Annotated in this window: 15 protein-coding genes and 1 pseudogene; 6 read left to right on the top strand and 10 right to left on the bottom strand. The window is 40.1% G+C overall.

Annotated elements, in window-relative coordinates; all coding sequences use genetic code 11:
• A pseudogene (locus M3O96_RS14715) lies at window positions 1–170 on the top strand (hydrolase); the annotation flags it as partial.
• Between the two features lie 5 nt (window positions 171–175).
• On the opposite strand, the gene M3O96_RS14710 reads toward M3O96_RS14715, so the two are convergent.
• Entirely contained in the window at window positions 176–1,255 is a 1,080-nt protein-coding gene (locus M3O96_RS14710) for a BF3164 family lipoprotein (protein WP_283774007.1), read from the bottom strand.
• 931 nt (window positions 1,256–2,186) lie between these two features.
• Window positions 2,187–2,705, bottom strand: a complete 519-nt coding sequence (locus M3O96_RS14705; RefSeq protein ID WP_241125132.1) for a DUF4494 domain-containing protein — start codon at window positions 2,703–2,705, stop codon at window positions 2,187–2,189.
• A gap of 118 nt (window positions 2,706–2,823) precedes the next feature.
• On the opposite strand from M3O96_RS14705, the gene M3O96_RS14700 reads away from it, so the two are divergent.
• Window positions 2,824–5,103, top strand: coding sequence for a patatin-like phospholipase family protein (locus tag M3O96_RS14700; protein ID WP_249721763.1), 2,280 nt, complete (start codon window positions 2,824–2,826; stop codon window positions 5,101–5,103).
• A gap of 520 nt (window positions 5,104–5,623) precedes the next feature.
• Here M3O96_RS14700 and M3O96_RS14695 read toward each other — a convergent pair.
• Together M3O96_RS14695 and M3O96_RS14690 are read right to left on the bottom strand one after the other, a co-directional pair.
• On the bottom strand, window positions 5,624–7,639 hold the full coding sequence (locus M3O96_RS14695; protein ID WP_249721760.1) for a monovalent cation:proton antiporter family protein: 2,016 nt from the start codon (window positions 7,637–7,639) through the stop codon (window positions 5,624–5,626).
• Between the two features lie 160 nt (window positions 7,640–7,799).
• Window positions 7,800–8,279 (bottom strand): Mpo1 family 2-hydroxy fatty acid dioxygenase, encoded by a 480-nt coding sequence (locus M3O96_RS14690; protein ID WP_249721758.1) that lies wholly within the window; start codon window positions 8,277–8,279, stop codon window positions 7,800–7,802.
• A gap of 88 nt (window positions 8,280–8,367) precedes the next feature.
• Here M3O96_RS14690 and M3O96_RS14685 point away from each other — a divergent pair, with 88 nt between their 5' ends.
• From M3O96_RS14685 to M3O96_RS14675, 3 genes are read left to right on the top strand one after another with little or no spacing between them, the layout of a single operon-like run.
• Window positions 8,368–9,495, top strand: a complete 1,128-nt coding sequence (locus M3O96_RS14685) for an NAD(P)/FAD-dependent oxidoreductase (RefSeq protein WP_249721755.1) — start codon at window positions 8,368–8,370, stop codon at window positions 9,493–9,495.
• A 49-nt stretch (window positions 9,496–9,544) separates the two neighbouring features.
• Window positions 9,545–11,026, top strand: coding sequence for a Na+/H+ antiporter NhaC (nhaC, locus tag M3O96_RS14680; protein WP_249721753.1), 1,482 nt, complete (start codon window positions 9,545–9,547; stop codon window positions 11,024–11,026).
• Entirely contained in the window at window positions 11,023–11,631 is a 609-nt protein-coding gene (locus tag M3O96_RS14675; protein WP_249721750.1) for a 3'-5' exonuclease, read from the top strand. The genes nhaC and M3O96_RS14675 overlap by 4 nt, the downstream gene beginning before the upstream one ends.
• On the opposite strand, the gene M3O96_RS14670 is transcribed toward M3O96_RS14675, so the two are convergent.
• Window positions 11,615–12,220 carry an IMPACT family protein gene (locus M3O96_RS14670; RefSeq protein ID WP_249721748.1) on the bottom strand — a complete coding sequence of 202 codons (606 nt, stop codon included), beginning with the start codon at window positions 12,218–12,220 and terminating at the stop codon, window positions 11,615–11,617. The genes M3O96_RS14675 and M3O96_RS14670 overlap by 17 nt on opposite strands.
• Before the next feature lie 429 nt (window positions 12,221–12,649).
• On the opposite strand from M3O96_RS14670, the gene M3O96_RS14665 reads away from it, so the two are divergent.
• A complete protein-coding gene (locus M3O96_RS14665) occupies window positions 12,650–13,615 on the top strand; it encodes a glycosyltransferase family A protein (protein WP_249721746.1) in 966 nt (321 codons plus the stop codon).
• Here M3O96_RS14665 and M3O96_RS14660 read toward each other — a convergent pair.
• The 5 genes from M3O96_RS14660 to M3O96_RS14640 form a co-directional block, all read right to left on the bottom strand.
• Window positions 13,602–14,771, bottom strand: a complete 1,170-nt coding sequence (locus tag M3O96_RS14660; protein ID WP_349630851.1) for a M16 family metallopeptidase — start codon at window positions 14,769–14,771, stop codon at window positions 13,602–13,604. The genes M3O96_RS14665 and M3O96_RS14660 overlap by 14 nt on opposite strands.
• A 92-nt stretch (window positions 14,772–14,863) precedes the next feature.
• Window positions 14,864–16,069 carry a type IX secretion system outer membrane channel protein PorV gene (gene porV, locus M3O96_RS14655; protein WP_249721744.1) on the bottom strand — a complete coding sequence of 402 codons (1,206 nt, stop codon included), beginning with the start codon at window positions 16,067–16,069 and terminating at the stop codon, window positions 14,864–14,866.
• An 8-nt stretch (window positions 16,070–16,077) separates the two neighbouring features.
• Window positions 16,078–19,350, bottom strand: a complete 3,273-nt coding sequence (porU, locus tag M3O96_RS14650; protein WP_249721741.1) for a type IX secretion system sortase PorU — start codon at window positions 19,348–19,350, stop codon at window positions 16,078–16,080.
• Entirely contained in the window at window positions 19,343–20,035 is a 693-nt protein-coding gene (gene pssA, locus M3O96_RS14645) for a CDP-diacylglycerol--serine O-phosphatidyltransferase (RefSeq protein WP_249721738.1), read from the bottom strand. The genes porU and pssA overlap by 8 nt, the downstream gene beginning before the upstream one ends.
• Entirely contained in the window at window positions 20,036–20,689 is a 654-nt protein-coding gene (locus M3O96_RS14640; RefSeq protein ID WP_249721765.1) for an MBL fold metallo-hydrolase, read from the bottom strand.
• Between the last annotated feature and the right edge of the window lie 36 nt (window positions 20,690–20,725).

Genomic DNA, 20,725 nt, shown 5'->3' with positions numbered 1-20,725 from the left:
GGCCACAGGGCTATGAGGGAATGGAAGTCAGCGGTGTCAAAAAAAGGCTGAAAGACAAAACCTTCGCTGCCCAAGTGAGCAGAGAAGATATTGCCGATGCTTCAGAAAGGGCAGGAATAGCTGTGGAGGAGTTGATCAGTTTTGTGATAGGGAATCAGCTGAGGAATTGAGAAAATCAATAATCGAATCTTACAATATTGGGATCTTGGTCAAACGATACACCGTAAATTCTTCTGCTATTTTCATCTACGGTAAAACCAATAAGGGGGTAATCCAATTGGTAATGGTTCAGTAAATTTCCTTCATAATCAAATTCAAAAATCCGGTTCAGGTTATCAGGTTCACTGATTTTTTTTGAATCTTTTCCAAAATAAAGGACAAAAAAAGAATCAATTCCCGCAAAAGCATCTCGATATTGGAGTTCAATTGGTGGGATGAGAGAGAGCATTTGATATCCCTGATCATAGCTATACTTAAATTCAGGTAATTCTTGTTTAGGTCCATATATAGGTTTTATTGTTTTTTTATTCAAATCTATAATTTCAATAAAATCGACATTTGTCCCAACCTTTATAAAGTAATTTCTATTCTTGCTGGCCATCAAAGATCCCTGGAAAAGGCTGCTTACTACATTGGCATCTAATTCTTCTTCTTTTAATCCCTGGGGTAATTCTTTTCCTTTTATGTTGTCCTTCCAATTTCCAAATTGGGCCAGGGTATCTCCATTCAGTTTTATATGAAGGTATTTTTCCCATCCATCTACTAAATTCACCAATAGTGTTGAATCAGAACTCCATGTGGGTTCTGTGATAAAATATTCAATTTTTGGTGCCCTAAATTGATTTTCAGCCAGCTTGTTGGTATCTAAGAGATCATATTTTGAAAAAATAAATTGTTCAAGATCATAAGTCCAAATTTTATTTTTTTCTCCTAAATCATCCATAGAATATATCATGGTGATTTCACCCGGACCCAATCCGTCTATTCCCTTTGTTTGGAGGTAAGTTTCAGTTTCCATATCAATGACATGGAATTTGTCCTTTGCATATTTGCTTTCCCAAACCAAAGCAAGATTATCCTTCATAAAGATTCCCCTAGGATTAAGGATTTTTTCAAAATTGTATTTTACGCCTTTCAGCACTTTTTGTGGAGGAAGATCACTTTCAGTAAAGTATATATTTCCATCATCAGTTGGAGACTCACAACCGGTGGAAAAAAGAAAAATAATTAATAATAAGGGTAGAAATGATTTCATAGAGTATTTTGATTTTTAGAAAAGGGGTCAATTATGACCCCTTTTTGAATTTTTTACAACTGGTAGTTACACTACTAACCAAGATAGAAAGTCCCGATAGCTTCTGAAATTTTTTACCTAAACTGAATTCCATCTGTTCGAGGTGGGGAGGAATGACGGCGGACCGGGCCGGCATAGGCCTTGTGGGTGGATAGGATTCTGCCGTCTTGTCCCGATAGCCATCGGGATTGGCTACTTTTTTTGTCAAGAAAAAAAGTAGCTATATCAATGAACGAACGATTTTTAAAAACTCTAAGAAAATCTTTAAAGTTAATTTTGTTAAATGCATTCACGCGTATATTTATTTTAAATAGGAGATTTTGGCCAAAAATCAAGCTCTCACCTAAGAGCTCTTCCAAATATACCTGTTTCATAAAAATAACTTTTGAATTTAAAGATTTATTTAATTGAAATTAATTTATAAGAGGTATAAACTTAGGATAAACATTATTTTATATAGATTTAATCTATAATTACCATAGTATATTTTAAAAAAACAATAATAAGGATGTTTTGATTGAAAGGCTTTTCTAACAGTGATTTGGAGTCAAACTTAAATTTGCCACTAAAAGAAAAAAATTGAATATGGTTTGATCTTAATAGTTTCTTAAAAATCCTTGAAGAGAGTGCAATTTTAAAATTTCTTATTCTATCCACATTCTTGCCATTATCTCTTTTAGACAAAACGGCCTCGACTTCGCTCTGCCACCGGATCTGGTGCTATTGTTAGGAGGTGGAGGGAAATGCGGCGCAGCCGCATTTCCCTCCACCTCCTCAAGAAATAAAATTTACGGACACCGAGCGCAGTCGAGGTGAATTAAAACAAAATTTTGCTAGTGGCAGAATTGCGGATATACATAATTCTTATAAGCTCTGGGCATAAATAAAAGGACTATTCGTCCTTTTCTTCATATTCTCTAAGTTCAGCCTGAACCTCCCGAAGTGGTTTTAGATTTTCGGGAATCGGTGGATTCAGTTCTTCGTCTTTTTCATAAGGGAACACTTCTATGATCGGACTTTCGGTCACTTCCGTCACCCGGAAGGAAACGAGCATGTTGTTTAGACTTTCGAAGATCCTTTCGTAAGCTTCCTTCACGTCATGTGCTGTGACAATCATGAACTGCGTCACTTTCTTTTCCTTGCCGCTGTCGCCATCTGCTACGATATAGGTGATCTTGCATTTGTGCCAAATGTCAATATCCTCATAGAAAAACACATCTACCAGATTGCTTTTGCTGATATTGGTCACCTGAAAGTCTCCACGGATGACAGATCCAAGCATATCATAAATCCTCGCCTCAGCCTCTGTAAATGACACGGCATCTACCAGATATTGCTCGGAGACGTTTTTGAGCAGGCCTTGCTCAGTTTCTTTGGCATATTTTACTTTACACAAAAACCAGGTTCTCATAATTCAATTTTTCAAATTCAGGAAGCGAAGGTAAGTCATATTGGCAAAAGCCACAATGAAAAATGTCGATTTAGAATTCAATTAAAATTCTCTTATATTTTGGCTGAACAACGAGGCAATGTGGGACAAAATCATCTATAGTTTTCCGATCCAGCTGTTGATTTTGCATCTGAAAAAGAACCTTTTTCTGGTGGCACTGTGGGTAATGTTGGCGCTGATCATTTTGCAGAAGTTGGGAACAGTTTTGGGAATTCCCTTTCTTTTTCTCGATCCTGAGTATCTGAATCAGGTTTCCTGGCAGGGGTTTTTTCTGGTGGGCGTGACGCTTGCTATCTTCACCATGTCATTCCACATGACCACCTACATCTTGGATGGAGCAAAATTTAAATTCTTGGCGGTCGTCCCCCGACCCTTTATCCATTATTGTGTCAACAATTCGATTATTCCTTTTTGTTTTTATATCCTTTACCTTGTGGCGTTCATTACATTTCAGTTTGATAATGAGCATGATGATAATACTATAATCCTGGTTTATTTTTTGGGTTTTGCGGCAGGGTCCATGACCACTTACACTCTGATTTTTATTTATTTTGCTTTTACCAATAAGGACTTTTTCAAACTTTTTGCAGACAGCGTGGAGAAACGACTTAGAAAGACGAAAATTCCAAGAGCGAATATGCTCAGACGGATCAAGGAAAGTCAAAAAGCAAAAGACAAGGTGGTAGATTACTTAGACATCAACCTGAGATTTAGGCCGGTGAGGCAGGATTTGGCAAGGTTTGAAACCCATCAGCTGCTGCGTGTCTTTGACCAAAACCACCTCAATATGGTGGTGATTCAGATTGGGTTGATCGGTTTGATATTGGTTTTGGGCTTGTTTAGGGAAAATCTATTTTTGCAGATCCCTGCAGCCGCAAGTAGCATTTTGCTTTTTTCGATCTTGACAATGGTGGTAGGTGCATTGGCCTTTTGGCTGAGAGATTGGTCGACTCCCATCGTGATCGCGGGAATACTCTTATTTAATATATTGTCCAGCACCGACATTCTCAATAGGCCACATACGGCTTTTGGGATGGATTATGATTCAAGTCCTGCGGTATATGACCTTGACCAACTCAATAAGATTCTGCATCAAGACAGTGTGGAAAAGGACAAACAATATGCTTTGAAGATTTTGGAAAATTGGAAGGCCAAGTTTCCCGTAGGGTCAAAGCCAAAAATAGTTTTTGTTGCCACGAGTGGGGGAGGGCAGCGGGCCGCTTTATGGACTGTCCGGGTTTTGCAGGAAGTGGAGAAAGTAAGTGCAGCCCAATTTTTCAAGCATACCCAAATGGTCACCGGCGCATCGGGCGGGGTTGTGGGGGCTGCTTTTTTCAGGGAATTGTATCTCAGGGCTGCGGATGAAAAGCTGGATTTGTATGATCCCAAATACCTCGATCAGATCTCTTCTGACAACCTCAATCCAATCATTTTCACTTTATTGGTCAATGACCTCCTGATCAGAAACCAGTCTTTCCATTACAATAACCGGAAATACCTCAAAGACCGGGGGTATGCCTTCGAAAACCAATTCAACATCAATACCAAAGGAATCATGGAAAAGCCGATAGCGGCGTACAGGATCCCGGAATTTGAAAGCAAAATCCCCATGCTTCCTGTCACGCCGTTGATCACCAATGATGGGAGGAAGCTGTATATAGCCCCGTATCCGATGTCCTATATGGGGATATCTTTGGACAGGGCCGATGGCGTGGAGGAGAAGAGCCAAGGAATAGATTTTCAGCGTTTTTTTGCGGATCACCAAGCCGATCAACTCCGGTTTATCAGCGCCTTGAGGATGGGTGCTACATTTCCATTTATCACTCCAAACGTACAGTTGCCATCTAGCCCAAGGATGGAGACGATGGATTCGGGATTGTCAGATAATTTTGGCGTGCAGGATGCCCTTCGGTTTATGTATGTTTTTCAGGATTGGATCAAAGAAAATACCTCAGGCGTGGTATTGATTACCATCAGGGATTCAGAAAAATTTTCGGAAATCCAGCAAAAACAGCCACCATCACTATTTGAGAAGCTTTTTACCCCGATCAAAAACATTTATATCAACTGGGACAATGTGCAAACTCTCAATAATGAAGTCACCTACAACAGGATGAGGGAATCCATGCCCTTCTTTTTGGAACGAATTGAGTTTGAATATTCCACCTTGCAGTACCTTAAGGAAAGGGGTTTGGCGGATCAGGAAGGTGCATTCAATCCCAACCAACAGGAAATCCTAAGGGCATCATTGAATTGGCGACTTACTGCCCGGGAGAAAAAATCCATCATCGACAATATCCAAAGCTATAAAAACCAACTCTCTCTCGAAAAAATCAGAAAGATTGAATTTCTTGAATAACCCTCTGATAAGAAAGGAAGTAGAAATTCGGGTTTCGATTCATATTTTCTACAAAGGACCTATTTTGGATTTAATATCAGCGGGGTTTACGGTCCCTTTAGGGACAAAATATGGATAAAGATTTGGGATTCAATCCGCAGTGCCTTTAGGTATGAAATATAGATTGAACCTAAATGCACAAACATCAATCACCGCCATTTTTTTCTACCCACGTTTAGTCCCCAAAGGGACTTTCGGTGAGAAAAAATAATAATTGATGGACATTAGACCGCAGCGTTTTGATGTCCCTTTAGGGACAAAATATGGGTAGGATAAGATTATCTATGACAATTGACCGTGCCTTTAGGTACGGGATATATATTATCGCTTAATCACAAAAGTGGTTTGTTTGATCATTTTTTTTACCAATAACATGTCCTTGTTAAAAAAAAAGCAAGCATTCAGGATTTTAGGAAAAATATAAATTCTCAAGGAACCTGACGGAAGACGGAAGTAGGAATTGGCAAGTGGAAGTAATCCTTCAATCTATTTCCACTTCCTTTTCAAAAGCTAAGAGGGACTCTGATTTGCCTACCACATAGACTAGGTCACCGAGTTTGAGTTTCATGTTTCCGGTAATTTCAGAAACTGTCGTATCCCCACGCTTGATGGCCACAATGTTTACGCCAAGCAGTTCCCGTATTTTAGCATCCTTGAGCGGAGTATTAATAAAATTCCCTGAATCCTTTTCAACTTTGAATCCGACTAGATTTATTTCAGGCAGGTCGATTTTTAATCTTCCCTTTTCCCTATCAGAAGGTTTTCTGAACATTTCATAATTGTGTGACCTCACTTCCTCTGTGAAATGTTCGATATCATGTTTTGATACCAGATATTTACCCAACACCCTTGTAAAAATTTCAATGGAAGTTTCGAATTCTTCAGGTATCACTTCATCTGCACCGAGTTTGTGGTTTTCTTCCATCTCATTTACATACCGGGTTCTGACTATGATGTAGGGATTTGTGGTCATATACCTGATATTGGAAATGATCCTTTTGGTAGCTGCGGCATTGGATATGGCGATGACTGCTACTCGGGCTTTATGGATTTTGACATGCTCAAGCACTGATTCATTAGAGGCATCGCCAAAAATAATAGGCTCCCCATTAGCTGTTTCCTTTCTAACCGTTACCGGATTCATTTCAACGATCACATAAGGAATATTGGCTGATCTTGCAGCCTTGGCAAGGTTGTGCCCATTCAGTCCAAAACCAATGATAACCAGATGGTCCTTCAGACTAGTTTCAACTGCTATGTTTTTGGGAATATCTTCATTGCCGAATTTTTGGTTGAGTTTGCTAGGCAATGACAGATTGAGGAGGCCTAAGGAAAGAGATTCTCTTTTGTTCAATAAAAAGGGAGTGATGGCCATGGTCAAAATTGATATGGCAAGGAAAAACTGGTAAGTAGTAGGATCCATCAGTTCATATTTCATGCCTTCTTTGGCAAGTAAAAGGGAGAATTCACCAATCTGAAATATAGAAAAACCAACGATAAAAGCTTCCTTGAAACCTTGTCCGATGGTCCTCACCGAAAAGGCAACAATGATAAACTTGACCAAAAAGGTCAATGCGGTCAAGCCTAAAATGAGCAGGATATTTGAAAATAGAAATCCGATATCAAAGAGCATCCCGACTGACACAAAGAAAAAACTCAAAAACACTTCTCTAAATGGAAGGATTTTTCCGGTAGCATGGTGGCTGTAGTCAGATTCGCTGATGATCAAACCTGCCAAAAACGCGCCCAAACCCAAAGAAAGCCCTAATAAGGAAGTGAGGTAAGCGACGGCAAAGCAAATCACAATGATACTGAGCAGGAAGAGCTCTTCATTCCTGGTTTTTGCAATACGGAAAAGTAATGATGGAATCAGGTATTTGGCACTCAAAAAAGTCAATAAGATGACTCCTAGGCCTTTGCCTGCCATGAGTAGCAGGGAAAGTGCAATGTTTTCCGTCTCTCCGGCAAGCATTGGGATAAAGAGCATCAAAGGGACGATGATTACGTCCTGAAATATAAGGATTGCCAAAGTAGTTCTTCCCGAGATGGTGTTTACTTGTCCTCCTTCCTGCAATAATTTGAGGACTATTGCTGTGGAACTTAAGGAGAAAAGAAATCCTATAAAAACCGCCACATTCCAATCAAACCCAAAAAAATGAGCAATAAAAGTCGATACAAAAATCGTCAGAAATACCTGAAGTGAGCCTCCAATAAAAACAGCTTTTTTGATGGAAAGGAGGCTTTTCAGTGAAAATTCCAAACCAATCACAAATAAAAGTAAAACGACCCCGATTTCGGAAAATGCATCTACTGTCGTGGAGGCATTGACCAAAGATAAACCATATGGACCTGCTAAAGCTCCGGTAAATAAAAACCCGATGATGGTGGGGATTTTGAACCGCATAAAAAGCAAAATCACCAAGGTAGCCAAGCCAAAAATCAAAACGATATCGGAGAGCATGGGAATTCCTACATTGGAAAAAATTTGGTTCAGCATTTTTTGCAGCGTTAATGGATTTTTCGGATTTCTAAAAATACGACTTTAAACGGTAGCAATTTCAGGAAAGAAATACCTATGGCACCTTCAGAATGATAAAATGCAAGAAAAAGATTTAGGCGGATACCTTAAAAAAATTGGTCTTTTCCTTTCATCATGGTCAATAGGAAAGTCCCAATTTTTTGTAAATGAAGTGCATCAGCCATGCAGGACCAATCATCAAAAACTGAACATCCTTGAAAAAGGAGGGCTTTTTTCCTTCAATTTTATGTCCATAAAACTGGAATATCCAAGCCAAAATAAATATTGCAATGCTGATGGCCCAAAGCGGGACAGGAGAAACGAGGGAAATCAGATTAGCAACCGCAAGACATAAAGCGGCAAAGAAAAACATACCCAATGCCAATGGAGGCGATAATGAGACATAGTAGAATAAGACAACCAATAAGGCCAAGCTTGCCCAATTAGCAAAATCCCCAATGAATGGCATGAGCGACTTTAATGAGTCAGAGGGAATAGAATAAACCAATGCCACAATACTAAAAAATATGGCGGGCACACAGATCCAATGGATGGTTTTATTGGTTTCATTTTGGTGGCTTTCGCCATATTCCAAGAGGAGTTCATCGATTTTTCTCATAGATATTCTGGGTGAAAGTGGGATAGTTTTGGTTTATCTCCATTAAATTAATAAATAGCCTGTAATTATCTCCTTAGAATTAAAAATAATGTTGAGTTATTGGGAAAAGAAACACTTTGTCAACCATGATTTGATCGTCATCGGAGGCGGTATTGTGGGGCTATCAACCGCTATTCAATATAAAACAATACATCCCCTTTCCAAAGTACTTGTTCTTGAAAGGGGGGTTTTTCCAAGCGGAGCGAGTTCCAAAAATGCGGGTTTTGCCTGTTTTGGGAGTTTGACCGAAATCTTGGATGACCTCAACCACATGTCGGAATCGGAAGTCCTGCAATTGGTCAAAAAAAGATACCGTGGGTTGCTGTCCATAAGGGAATTTTTTGGAGATGAGCATCTTGGTTATTTGCACACCGGCGGATTAGAGCTACTGACCGAAAAGGAAATGGATGCCATGAAATCCATCGATAAAATCAACCATTTGCTTGATCCTATTTTCAAAGAATCGGTTTTTGAACAAGTGGAGGATATCAAGCCATTTGGGTTTTCAGACAAAGTGCAGGCAGTAATCAGGAATAAATTTGAAGGGGAGTTGGATTCAGGTCGGTTCCTGTTGTCCCTTTGGGAAAAATGCCAAGAGCTGAATATTAAAATCTTGACCGGGTCAAAGGTTTCGAAAATTGAGGTGGAGAATAGAAAAGTCTTTGTCCAAAACCCCTCTGAGAGTGAGGATATAGGCTTTCAGGCTGATAAAATCGCCATCTGTACCAATGCGTTTACCAACCTGCTCTTTCCCGGATTGGATATCCAGCCGGGTAGGGGACTGGTCATGGTGACCAAACCGATTAAGCAAGAAATCCCACTTATCGGAACATTCCATTTTGACAAGGGCTATGTTTATTTTAGAAAAGTGGAGGATCGTATCCTTCTAGGTGGAGGAAGAAATATTGATTTTGACGGAGAAAACACCCTTTCGATGGAAACAAATCCAAAAATCAAAGCGTACCTGCTTCATATCCTGAAGGAAATCATTCTTCCCAATACCGAGGTTGAAATAGATATGGAATGGACAGGCATCATGGCTTTCGGTAAAAATAAAAAACCAATAGTGGAAATGGTTGGTAAAAATGTAGGAGTTGCTGTCAGGTTAGGTGGGATGGGGGTTGCAATAGGTTGGCAGACGGCGGAAGAATTGGTAAACCTGCTTGCGGAGGTGTAATTTTCCAAAAAATTCTTAATTTCAGTTTTTTATAATTTACAAAAACTTAATGGTAACAAAACACAAAGAGCCCACCGTCTTAGAAGCCCTATTTCCAATTGCTTTCTTGATTGTTTTGTTGGTCGTCAATATCTGGATTTTTGGTACGGATGCACTTTCAGGCTCAAACCAAATGGTACTCATTCTTTCTGCAGCAGTAGCAGGACTCATGGCAGTCTACCGCCTCAAATATAGATGGGAAACATTACAGGACGGAATTGTAAAAAGCATCTCTTCCGCCATGTCAAGTATTTTGATATTATTGCTGATAGGAGCTTTGGCAGGTACATGGATGCTGAGTGGAATCGTTCCGGCGATGATCTATTTCGGACTGCAGGTCCTTAACCCCACCATATTTTTGATTGCTGCCTGTATCGTCTGTGCGATTGTATCAATAGCCACAGGTAGTAGCTGGACGACTGTTGCCACTGTTGGTGTGGCATTGTTAGGGATTGGAAAAGCCTTGGGTTTTGAAGAGGGATTGATCGGTGGAGCCATTATTTCAGGAGCTTATTTTGGAGATAAGATGTCTCCGCTGTCTGATACGACCAACCTTGCCCCGGCCATGGCAGGCACAGATTTGTTTACCCACATCAGGCACATGACCAAAACGACAGTTCCCACCATGATTATCACGCTGATCATATTTGGGCTTATAGGGGTTTTTTCTGGTGCAAAAGGTTCCGTGGATCAGGTGAAGGACATTTCGGAAGTAATTTTGAGACAATTCAATATTTCGGGATGGCTTTTTATCGTTCCGATAGTAGTTATTGTCATGATTGTGAAGAAAGTTTCTGCAGTTCCCGCCTTGTTGGCAGGAGCTATCCTTGGCGGTGTATTTGCCATCATTTTCCAACCTCAAATCATCCAATTGATAGCAGGTAGCCCTGATTTTGGATATGCTTACCAGTCCTTCAAAGCTGTCATGATGGCGCTTTATGGAAGTATAAGTGTGGTCACTTCCAATGAGATTGTGAATGAGTTATTGATAACGAGGGGAATGTCAGGGATGTTAAATACCATTTGGCTGATCGTGTGTGCCATGGCTTTTGGCGGGATCATGGAAGAAAGCGGCATGCTCAAGGTATTGGCCGAAGCAGTCATCAGGAAAGTTCATTCTGTAGGTTCGCTGATTGCTTCGACAGCAGCGACTTGTATGTTTTTCAATGTCACCACCTCCGACCAATATTTGGCGATTTTGGTGCCAGGAAGGATGTACGCCAATGTGTATAGAAAGCGGGGACTAAAACCTGAAAACCTTAGTAGAACTTTAGAGGACAGTGCTACTGTTACATCTGTACTGATACCATGGAATACTTGTGGTGCCACCCAAGCCTCGGTACTTGGGGTAGCAACTCTAGCTTACGCACCCTATTGTTTTTTCAATATCATCAGTCCGATCATGACCGTCCTATTCGGGTATTTCAAATTGGGCATAAACTATTACAGTGAAGAAGAAATGAAGGAGATAAGAAAGGAGTTGGCCGCATGATACCAATGAAAATCTCAAAATTCGAAATCAATGATTTACCTCTTGGTCAATTTGAGGGAGATATTATTTTGATTGACAAAAAAGAACAAATCAAAGAGGTAATCGATGAAATCAGCCGGCATGAATTGGTGGGATTTGATACTGAAACGAGACCTTCCTTCACCAAAGGAACCCAACATCAGGTGGCATTGCTTCAGTTAGCTACGGATGATGTGGCATTTTTGATCAGATTGAATCAAATAGGAATGCCGGGAATCCTAAAGGAATTGTTGGAGGCAAAAAACATTGTCAAAGTGGGTGCAGCTGTCCATGATGACCTGAAAGCCTTGAAAAAATTGAGAGCTGGCTTCTTGCCTGAAAATTTCTTTGACCTCAATGAAGAATTGAAAAAAGTCGGTTTTCAAAATGTCGGAGTCAGGAACCTCGCTGCGATGGTATTGAATGTCAGAATCTCCAAATCGGAGCAGGTTTCAAACTGGGAAGCCCAATCTCTTACCGAAAAACAATTGCTCTATGCCGCTACAGACGCTTGGGTCTGTCGTGAGATTTATAGAAAATTACACCTTCAGGGATATCTAGAATCATTTCTCAATCCTGAACAATAAGGATTCCACCCAAATCCTCTATTGTTGCTAGGACAGTTTCCCAAATCCCGTCAGGAACCAATAACTTGATTTCACAGAAATTGTCAAACTTTTGGTCTGATATTTCCAAATCAAAGTCTTTGACCATTTTCATCACTTTGTTCATTTCCAGATAGTCAAAATTCAGATAGATTTCTTTTCTGTCCTCCTTTTCAATAATTTGATTATTGGCTATTGCTTCTGCAGCTGCTGTCCGGTTCGCAGTAATCAAACCACCAACTCCCAATTTGGTGCCTCCAAAATACCTAACTACGACAATCAGTACATTGGTCAAGGAATGTGACCTGATTTGACCAAGGATGGGATCACCTGCAGAGTGGTTTGGTTCACCGTCATCATTAGCACGGAATATGTCTTTTTCTTTGCCGAGGGTGTACGCAAAACAATGGTGCCTTGCATCGTAATATTTTTTTCTCAGAAGATCCAATACCTCTTTGATTTCCTCTTCAGTTTTTACGGGGTAAGCAAATGATAAAAATTTACTGCCTTTTTCTTTATAAAGGCCTTCGGATACAGAAGCGAGGGTGAGGTAGGAAGCTTTATTTTTCAAAACAAAATTGGATAATGGCAAAGGTTCAAAATCGATCTCTTTTAGTACTATAGTTATTGAAAATTGAAGCTTTCCGACAAATTAACCTACAATTAAAAAACTATTCAAGTATAAGTGATATTTTAGCATGGAGTATAGGCGTTTGTATCAATGCCAAAATGGAAGTTCTGAAACCATATAAAGCCAAAGTGGTCAGGCTCATTTGATAGAAAAGTGGAAAGGCATTTGATTTTATGTAATAAGGTTAATTGAGGAGTCAGGTTTTCGAAAATTGTAAGTCTGAATTTGAGACCTTTCAACATAAAATCCGTACCGAATCTTAAGTTATTTAATCTGGATTAAGGTAGCCACATAAATGATGGTTTTATGTTTTCCGTCAAATTTTGAATGTAAAGCAAGCATTTGAATATCCTAAAAACTGTGTCAGACATGGATTCCACACCCTTAGTCACTGTAATCCTTACTGTTTTCAACCAAAGCCCATTCATCAAAGAGACTTTGGAGAGCCTCAATAATCAGGGGTATCCAAATCTGGAATTGTTTGTCATCGATAATGGAAGTAAAGACAATTCAAGGCAGGTAATAACAGATTGGCTTGGAAAAAACCACCCAAAATTTCCAATAAGTACGGTATTCAGAAATGAACCTATGCCTTATTGTGAATCCTTCAATAAAGTATTTTTAAAAAGTAAGGGGAAGTATCTCATAGATTTATCGGGGGATGATGTCATTTTGCCGGGGCACATTGCATTATCAGTAGCTAAACTCCAAGAGTCCATCGGTGCGGCTTGTTGTTTTTCAGATGTCCAATTGGTGATGCCAAATGGAAGTACAAAGACTTATTACAAAAGAGATTCGGATGGCCATCTCAAACAGAAAATTAAAATAGGAAATCTTTATACCAGCATCGTGGAAAGTAATGTGGTTTCCTCCGTTTCCTTGGTTTTTGATTCGGAGATTTTTACAAAAGTCGGTGGATATGATGAAAATCTCTCGTACGAGGATTTTGATATCATGGTCAGACTTTCAAGAGATTATCAGTTTGTTTTTTCCAACCATATTGGGATCAAAAAAAGAATCCATTCCAAATCTTTTTCGGCAGGACAATACCGGCCAAAAAAATCAGAAATGCTGCCATCCACTTTAAAAGTCTGCCAAAAGATCAAGAAATTGAACAAGAGACCAAAAGAGGACAAAGCATTGATCAAGCGGATTCTTTTTGAAACCAAGCATGCACTTTTGTCTGCCAATTTCGAAGTCGCGCGCGGCTTTATCTCTTTGGCAAAAGAACTCGGAGCCAAAGGAGCAAAGGTGTCCATGTATAACTCCTGGGCGAAAATGAAGATGGATGTATCGGGATTATACCTGCTACTTAAAAAAATCAACCCACTATAACCTCTACCATTTTTTCGCGGAGAAGGTATTTATTGGAAACCTCCATGATGTCCTCAGGTGTGGCTCTCAGGATATACTCAAGATGCTGTTGGTAAAAACCAAAATCCAATCCGGCTTGGTGTATGGATTTGAATCTTCCGATGAGTTCAAAACCAGAACTGAATTGTGACAATAGCTTTCCAACCATGTAGTTTCTGACTACCTCAAGTTCGTGGGCTGATACAGGCTCATATTTAAGTTTATCTATCTCTTTATAGACCTCGTCGATGACAGCTTCACCATGTTCTTTGATCACGTCAGCCATGACCACCCAGTAATCTGTATGCCTCAGGCCTCCAATGCTGCTGTAAATACCATAAGTATGGCCTTTGTCTTCCCTGATATTTTTGATCAACCTACTTCCGAAATAACCTCCCAAAATGGTATTCATCAGGTTCAATTTGAAATAATCCGGATGGCTTTTTGGGATCAGGTGACAGCCAATACGAATGCTGCTCTGAACAGATTTTTCTTTTTCCTCAATTAACTTTCCCTGGTTTTGGTTTGGTAAGTTAATGGCGGGATTGGGAAAAAAATCTACTGGAATATTGCCAATTTCTCTCATGATATCATTCATCTGAGATTCATCGAGGTTACCTGTAAGAAAAATTTCAGAATTGGTCCAAAGGTCTTCTTTGTAAAAATCAATCAAATCCTCATGGCTGACTGCGTCTACGTCTTTCTCCTCGGCAATCTGTCCAAAAGGATGGTTTTCTCCAAAGAGTGCTCTTCTGAAAAGTTGAGAAGCCCTGTGGCTATTCTTGTCACGGTTGATATGGATGCTTAGTGCTTTTTGCTTTTTCCTTTTGGAAAGTTCTTTTTCTGGAAAAGTCGCTTCCGTCAGCAATTCCCTGAAAACAGGCAAAACTTTATCGAAATGCTTTTTGGTAGTCAGAATAGAAAGTCCATGATTTTCAAACCCTGATTCGGTCTCAACTTCTGAGGCATATGTATCAAAGAAATCATCCAGCTGAGCGGCATCTTTGGTATTGGTACCTTCCGTGACCATCTCTAGTGCAAAGTAGGGAACCAACAATTTATTGTTAGAACTCTCATTGATGGTCGAACTGATTTCCAGTTTGACCGCATCGATTTCCGGAGTGGGTATAAAATACAAATGGACTCCGTTTGGAAGAGTCCTTTGTATTGGTGTTGGAAATTCTATTGATGAGGGTATTTTAAAATCAGGTGCTTTGGATCTATCCAGCATTATTCTCTTCCGGCAATGGTATAAGTCAATGACAATCTTAAAGTTTCGGCCAAAGGATGGTTTTGTACCTGAGGAACTAGATAAGAGAAATCAAAACCAAGTTTATTGTAATCAATTCCAAAACCCATGGTAAAATATCTTCTACCGCCTTTGTTTGGGTTTTCGTAGAAATAACCCGTCCTCAATGCAAATACGTTGTTGTACTTGTATTCCATACCGAATGAAATCATGACCTCCTGCATTTCTTCGCTGAATCCATCAGGCGCATCAAAGAATGAAGTGAACATTCCGTTGATCAACGGTCTATTTGGATCTCTTCCTCTTTCTATGATGAAATCACCGTTATCATCTGTTTGCAATGCGCCGTTTTCATCCCTTAACAAAACAGGGGGAGACGGAACCATCAGTTTGTTGAAATCCAAAGTGAAAGTCAGTGAATTGTATTCATTGATATTCATCAGGTAGGCTGTTCCTATTCTGAAATTAGTTGGTATAAAATCCAGGTCATCGGCACTGTTGTAAGTGATCTTCGGACCGATGTTGTTGATAGACACACCCCAGGAGAATTCTCCAGATTTATTTCCTGTAAGTATTTCCGTGTTATAGTATAATCCGACGTCAGTACCAATAGTGACACCTGGTCTACTCTCTGCTCCACCTGAAGAAGAGATATTTCCCGATAGGTTAGAATGTATAAACCTTGCTGATAAACCCAAGCCAAGTTTTTCTGATAATTTTCTGGAATAAGTTCCGCCTACCGCTATATCTCTAGGCGTAAACTCTCCTAGTTCATTGCCTCTTCCGTCCGTCAGTTGGATGTCTCCCATATTGAAATACCTCAGGTCAAAGCCCCAAGCGGATTTGTCATCGATTTTGCGGTAGAAAGTCAGGTAGCTCAAGGACATGTCATTTACCAATCTACCCAACCATGGCGAATAGGAAAGAGAGACACCCATATCGGTGTCGATGAATGCCAACTTACCTGCATTCCAATGTGCGGAAAATGCATCGGGGCTTGTGGCCACACCGGCATCACCCATGGCAGAATGTCTACTGTCAGGTGCGAAATTCAAAAATGGAACAGCTGTGGTAATTACTCTTCTATTTGGATCTTGACCTGAAACAATGGTCGAATTTTGCCCATTAACAGGTAATGTCAATAGGAATATCCCTAAAAAAGTCAAAAGGGTGAAAAGGGGTTTCATCTTTATTTTCATTGAATAATAATTTTTCCGCTCTTAGTTGCAGATGAATTGTCTTTTTCTGAACTGAGCGTTAGGGTGTAAATATAAGTTCCTTTTACGGGATATTTGGTTGTTGAACGGAAAAAATTCCATTCGATCCCATCCAGTAAAAAATCAGCTTCTACATAACGGCGGGTCATTGAAAATATTTCACTGCCGAGAATAGAATAAATCTTTAATTCGAGATTAACAGTCTCATTGGGTCTATTGTGGGTTAACCGAAATTTGCTGCTTTCTGTTGCAGGGTTTGGGTAAGTTGTATGGCCCAAAATTTTCAATTCCAATGAACCTTTAATTTCAATTTCTTCCCTGACTTCAGACCTGTTTCCCACATTGTCCCAAGCCGAAAGCGTAAGGGTATTTTTTCCTTCCATCAGGTCAGCAAGTAAGGTGTTGATTTCACCCTCTTTAAAGCCATTGTTTTTTGCCTTGAAAAACGGGTTGAGGATTTTAGGGGCTTGGTCATTTATTGTCAATTCTATGTCCTGTCCTGAGACTTGGGAAGAAATGTTGATCCCGCTTTCATCCTCTAGTAAAATTGTTAATGGGAGATTCGAAAAGGGAAAAGATTGGCTTCCGTCAGTTTGGTTTTGTCCAAATCCAAATCGGATTTTTGGTCCAATCTTGTCATCAGTGAGGATGGTTGTGCGGCCACCAATAGGAATCTGAATAGCGCCCATTGCTTCCTCGCCGTTTTGATCCAGACTTGCAAACAACCTGATGTTGCCTATTCCGACTTTACTGTCAATATTTTTTGGAATAAATATATTGGCAGTAAAGCCACCGTCTTTGACTTCTCCCTTTCCCCTAAACAATACATTCACTTCTTCGAGAAATTCAACTGGTGAACTCTCGTCCCCAAGTGATTTCAGCAATTGAGGTTGGTCTGAGATTTGGATGTTATAAGTCCCGTTGCTTGTAGGAAGCATTGCTCCGGTCAATGGGTCTATTATTTTCCCCTTGATCTGAATTTGCTGCATTGCCCGCAAAGTATCTGTTTCTGTTTCCAAAATGACATCCCAGATCGGATCAGTTTGAGTTGTCAGTTCAGGCACTGCCAATTTTAAAGAGGGATCACCGAGAAGTGAAAAATTTCTATTGAAGGGCCCATTGAGGCTATTGTTTTTTGTAATCTTAAATATTTCTCCCAAATCCCGTGTTTCCCCCTTGTCTTTTTCAAATACAGACTCTATAAAAGCGGTATTTAAAGCAAAATTCACGCTGCTAAAAACCGGCCTTCCTGTGGTCAGCATTCCGATTGCGCCTTTTTTTACGGCAAAAAGCAATTCCTCTGCACCTGATCTAAGGTATGGGCTGTCGTGTCTTCCAAATTCACAGGTTGCAGTGACGAACAAGGGTAGCAAAGGGTTTTCGGGCCAATCATAAATGTCAGATATGGTAAAAGCCCTTTCCGCTGTTAAGGTTGATTCATTGCCGTGACCGATATAATTAAGGATCAAGACCCCCTCTTCGATGGTGGATTTTAACGCTGCTTTGGCTGAGGGTGAACTTTGGGCTGTGCCTGACCTAATTTGTTCATACCTGTCCAGATAAAGTTTTTTAACCAAATACTCAGGATGATTCTCCGAAAGATAATTGTAATGTACTTCTGCATCTTTCAAATGGATGTTGTTGTCCCCGTCATCCGCAAAAAATGCAATATTCCTTTTCCATTCCCCTTGGTTTGAAATCCCATTTTCATAGGCAATTATTTTGTCCACCATTTCTCTTGCCTCGGCCACTGATATCGCGGGGATTCTGCCTAACCCGATCTGCAATTGTTCATCGCCTGCATTGGACTCGTCCCATTGTCCCTGACCCCAATTTACAAAACCAAAATAATCATCCGAACTGTAGGTCGTCAATGGATTGAGGCTGTTTCTTGAGCTGTACGTGGGCACAAAGTTTGGCCTTCCTCCAAGTTTGGATTTATGATCAAAGGTTCCTTTGCCAAGGAATAGCACATTTTTCAGGTTTCCTGAAGCATGGTAATAGTGGGCTATTAAATTCCTGATGGATGTGATGTCAGGATTGCCGTAACCAAAGCTGTCATAAATATCCTCCAATACCACCACGCTACTTTTGATTCCTGTTTGATTTTTATGGGATGAAAGCCGCTGCGCCTGTGAGCGCAATGATTTGTGTGTGACAATCAACAGTTGAGGGGCTGAATTGTCTGTCCTCAAACCTGTATTTGCCAATCGGAAGTTGATAATTGACTTCACTTGATTTGGTTCAAAAACAGCTATCCTATCTCCTTTTCCGAGATGAACACTTCCATTTTCTTGGGTGATTCCAAAGGGGTTTGAGATTTTCCAAATAGTTTTGTTAGGAGAGAAGGAAAAATGATTGGCAGCTTCAGGGTTGTAAAAAATCCCAGTACCAATATTGTCACTCATATATGGCGTTGACAATATGGCAAAATCCAGATACCCCATTCCGTTGGCATTTGCACTTTGAAAATTAACCCTAAACCCCATCGTCGGAGATGAAGTTTGTGGGATAGTAAATACCTCTGTTTTTTCCCTCCCCTTTATCCCATAAGTAGTATTTGGAATCGGCTGAATGGTGCTTTGTCCGATGTTTTGTCCATCTGCAAATACCCTGAAGGTGCTTTCAGTCAAGGATTGCGCCATCAAACCCACCTTCAATGCAGATGGTCCGGATGAACCAATTGGCACATCAAAAGAAAATGTCAATGATTGACCAATGAATAATGGTTGGGAATACCAATCCCGTCCCGAATTCAATATGTTAGATTCCTCCCATTTTTTGCTTTGGATTTGGAATAATTTTCCTCCACTGAGAGGGGATATGGTTTGATTTTCTGAATTGGAAATTTCATTCCCTGTGATTTTTTTTCCAATTAAGTAATAAAGCGTATCAGCGTAATAATGGTGTTGGTATGCTAGTCCATCCTCATTTACTATAATCTGATTTGGCCCTTGGGCAAAGAAAAAAACTTCATTTTCAATGATTTTGGAGGGAATTTCTTGCAGGGTAAGTTGAAGGCTATCAAGTTTTTGGGGTAACATGCCGGGAAAGCCAAAAATGGAAACCTCGGTAATATTTTCAAATCCAAGATTCCTAATCTGTCCTTCGCTTATTTTGTAGACACCGGATTCAATAACCGGAAACTTATAGAAAGTGGGATTGGATTGGGCAATAGCTTCAAAGCAAAAAAGGAACAGTATGACTACTATTCCTAGGTAATATTTTTTTTGAAATTGACTGCTAAGCATTGCGGGTGATTACTGCCTCAATAAACGAGAGCGCAATATACAAAATTATCGCAAACGGAATCCCAGCTATCCCTAAGAGAATGAGTGAGATAAGGGAGGTGCCGAGCACCAAATACCTGAATATATTCTTTGAAAAAGAGAAATCTTTAAACTTCAAAGCAATGAGTGGAAGCTCAGCGACAAGTAAAAACGACATTACGAGACCTAATCCGACCAAGAAGATTGGGTTTGACAATAAGCTTTCAAAGAAAGGGGATTTTTCTGCCAAAAATGGAAGAGTGCTGATCAGAAGTGCATTGGCTGGAGTAGGAACTCCGATAAACCTATCCGATTGGCGCTCATCAATGTTGAATTTTGCGAGTCTCAATGCGGAAAATATACCAATCAAAAATGCAGCGTAAGGCAGATAGACATTTTCAGTATTGGATTCGATCATCGAAAACAGGATAAATGCAGGTAGCACACCAAAGGTGACCATGTCTGCCAAGGAATCGAGTTGCTTTCCTAATTCTCCGCTGACTTTGAGCATCCTTGCCACAAAACCATCCAAAAAATCGAATATTGCAGCCAGAAATATCATATAGGCACCATATTCAATTTGGCCGTCAAGTACAAAAAGTATCCCAACCATGCCGGCAGCAAGGTTTAGGGAAGTCAGGGCATTTGGAATATGTTGTTTGATCATCTAGTATCTGGCACGTTTACCTACAAAGGGGTTGTTTTCTTTCTCCTCACCGATGGTGGTTTCAGGACCATGTCCGGGATATACGGTGGTATCTTCAGGTAAGTTGAACAATTCTTTCTTGATAGCATTCAGGAGTGTTTGATGGTCTCCTCCCGGCAAGTCAGTTCTCCCGATGCTGCCCTGAAATAGCGTATCTCCTGCAATGCAAATTCCTGTGGGTTTATGGTAGAAAACCAGGTGTCCCGGTGCATGTCCGGGGACAAAAAGAATATCTAGTGTTTGGTTACCAATCGTTATTTTTTGATTTTCATCTAAAAATATATCAGGTTCGGTTTCTTCATATGCCGGAAAACCATAATTCGGAGCGTAAGCTTTCACCGATTTGAGTACGGCAATCTCCTTGCGGTGGATCAATAGTGGCACTCCATATTTATTTTTCACATATGCATTTCCCAGCACATGGTCAATGTGGCAATGGGTATTGATTAACTGTTTGATTTTCAAACCTTCAGTTTCGATGAATGTGGAGAGGGATTCTTTTTCATTTTTCTCAAAACAGCCCGGATCAAAAATTACCGCGTCTTTTGTCTCGTCAAAAAGAATGTAGGTGTTTTCGTAAAAAGGGTTGAATGTGAATGTTTTGATCTGAAGCATGGTAAATCTTTTTATAACCAACTCAAAATAACGAAT

This window comes from Aquiflexum sp. TKW24L (assembly GCF_023502205.1).
Lineage (GTDB): Bacteria > Bacteroidota > Bacteroidia > Cytophagales > Cyclobacteriaceae > Cognataquiflexum.
This window is presented reverse-complemented; position numbering and strand designations above follow the sequence as displayed.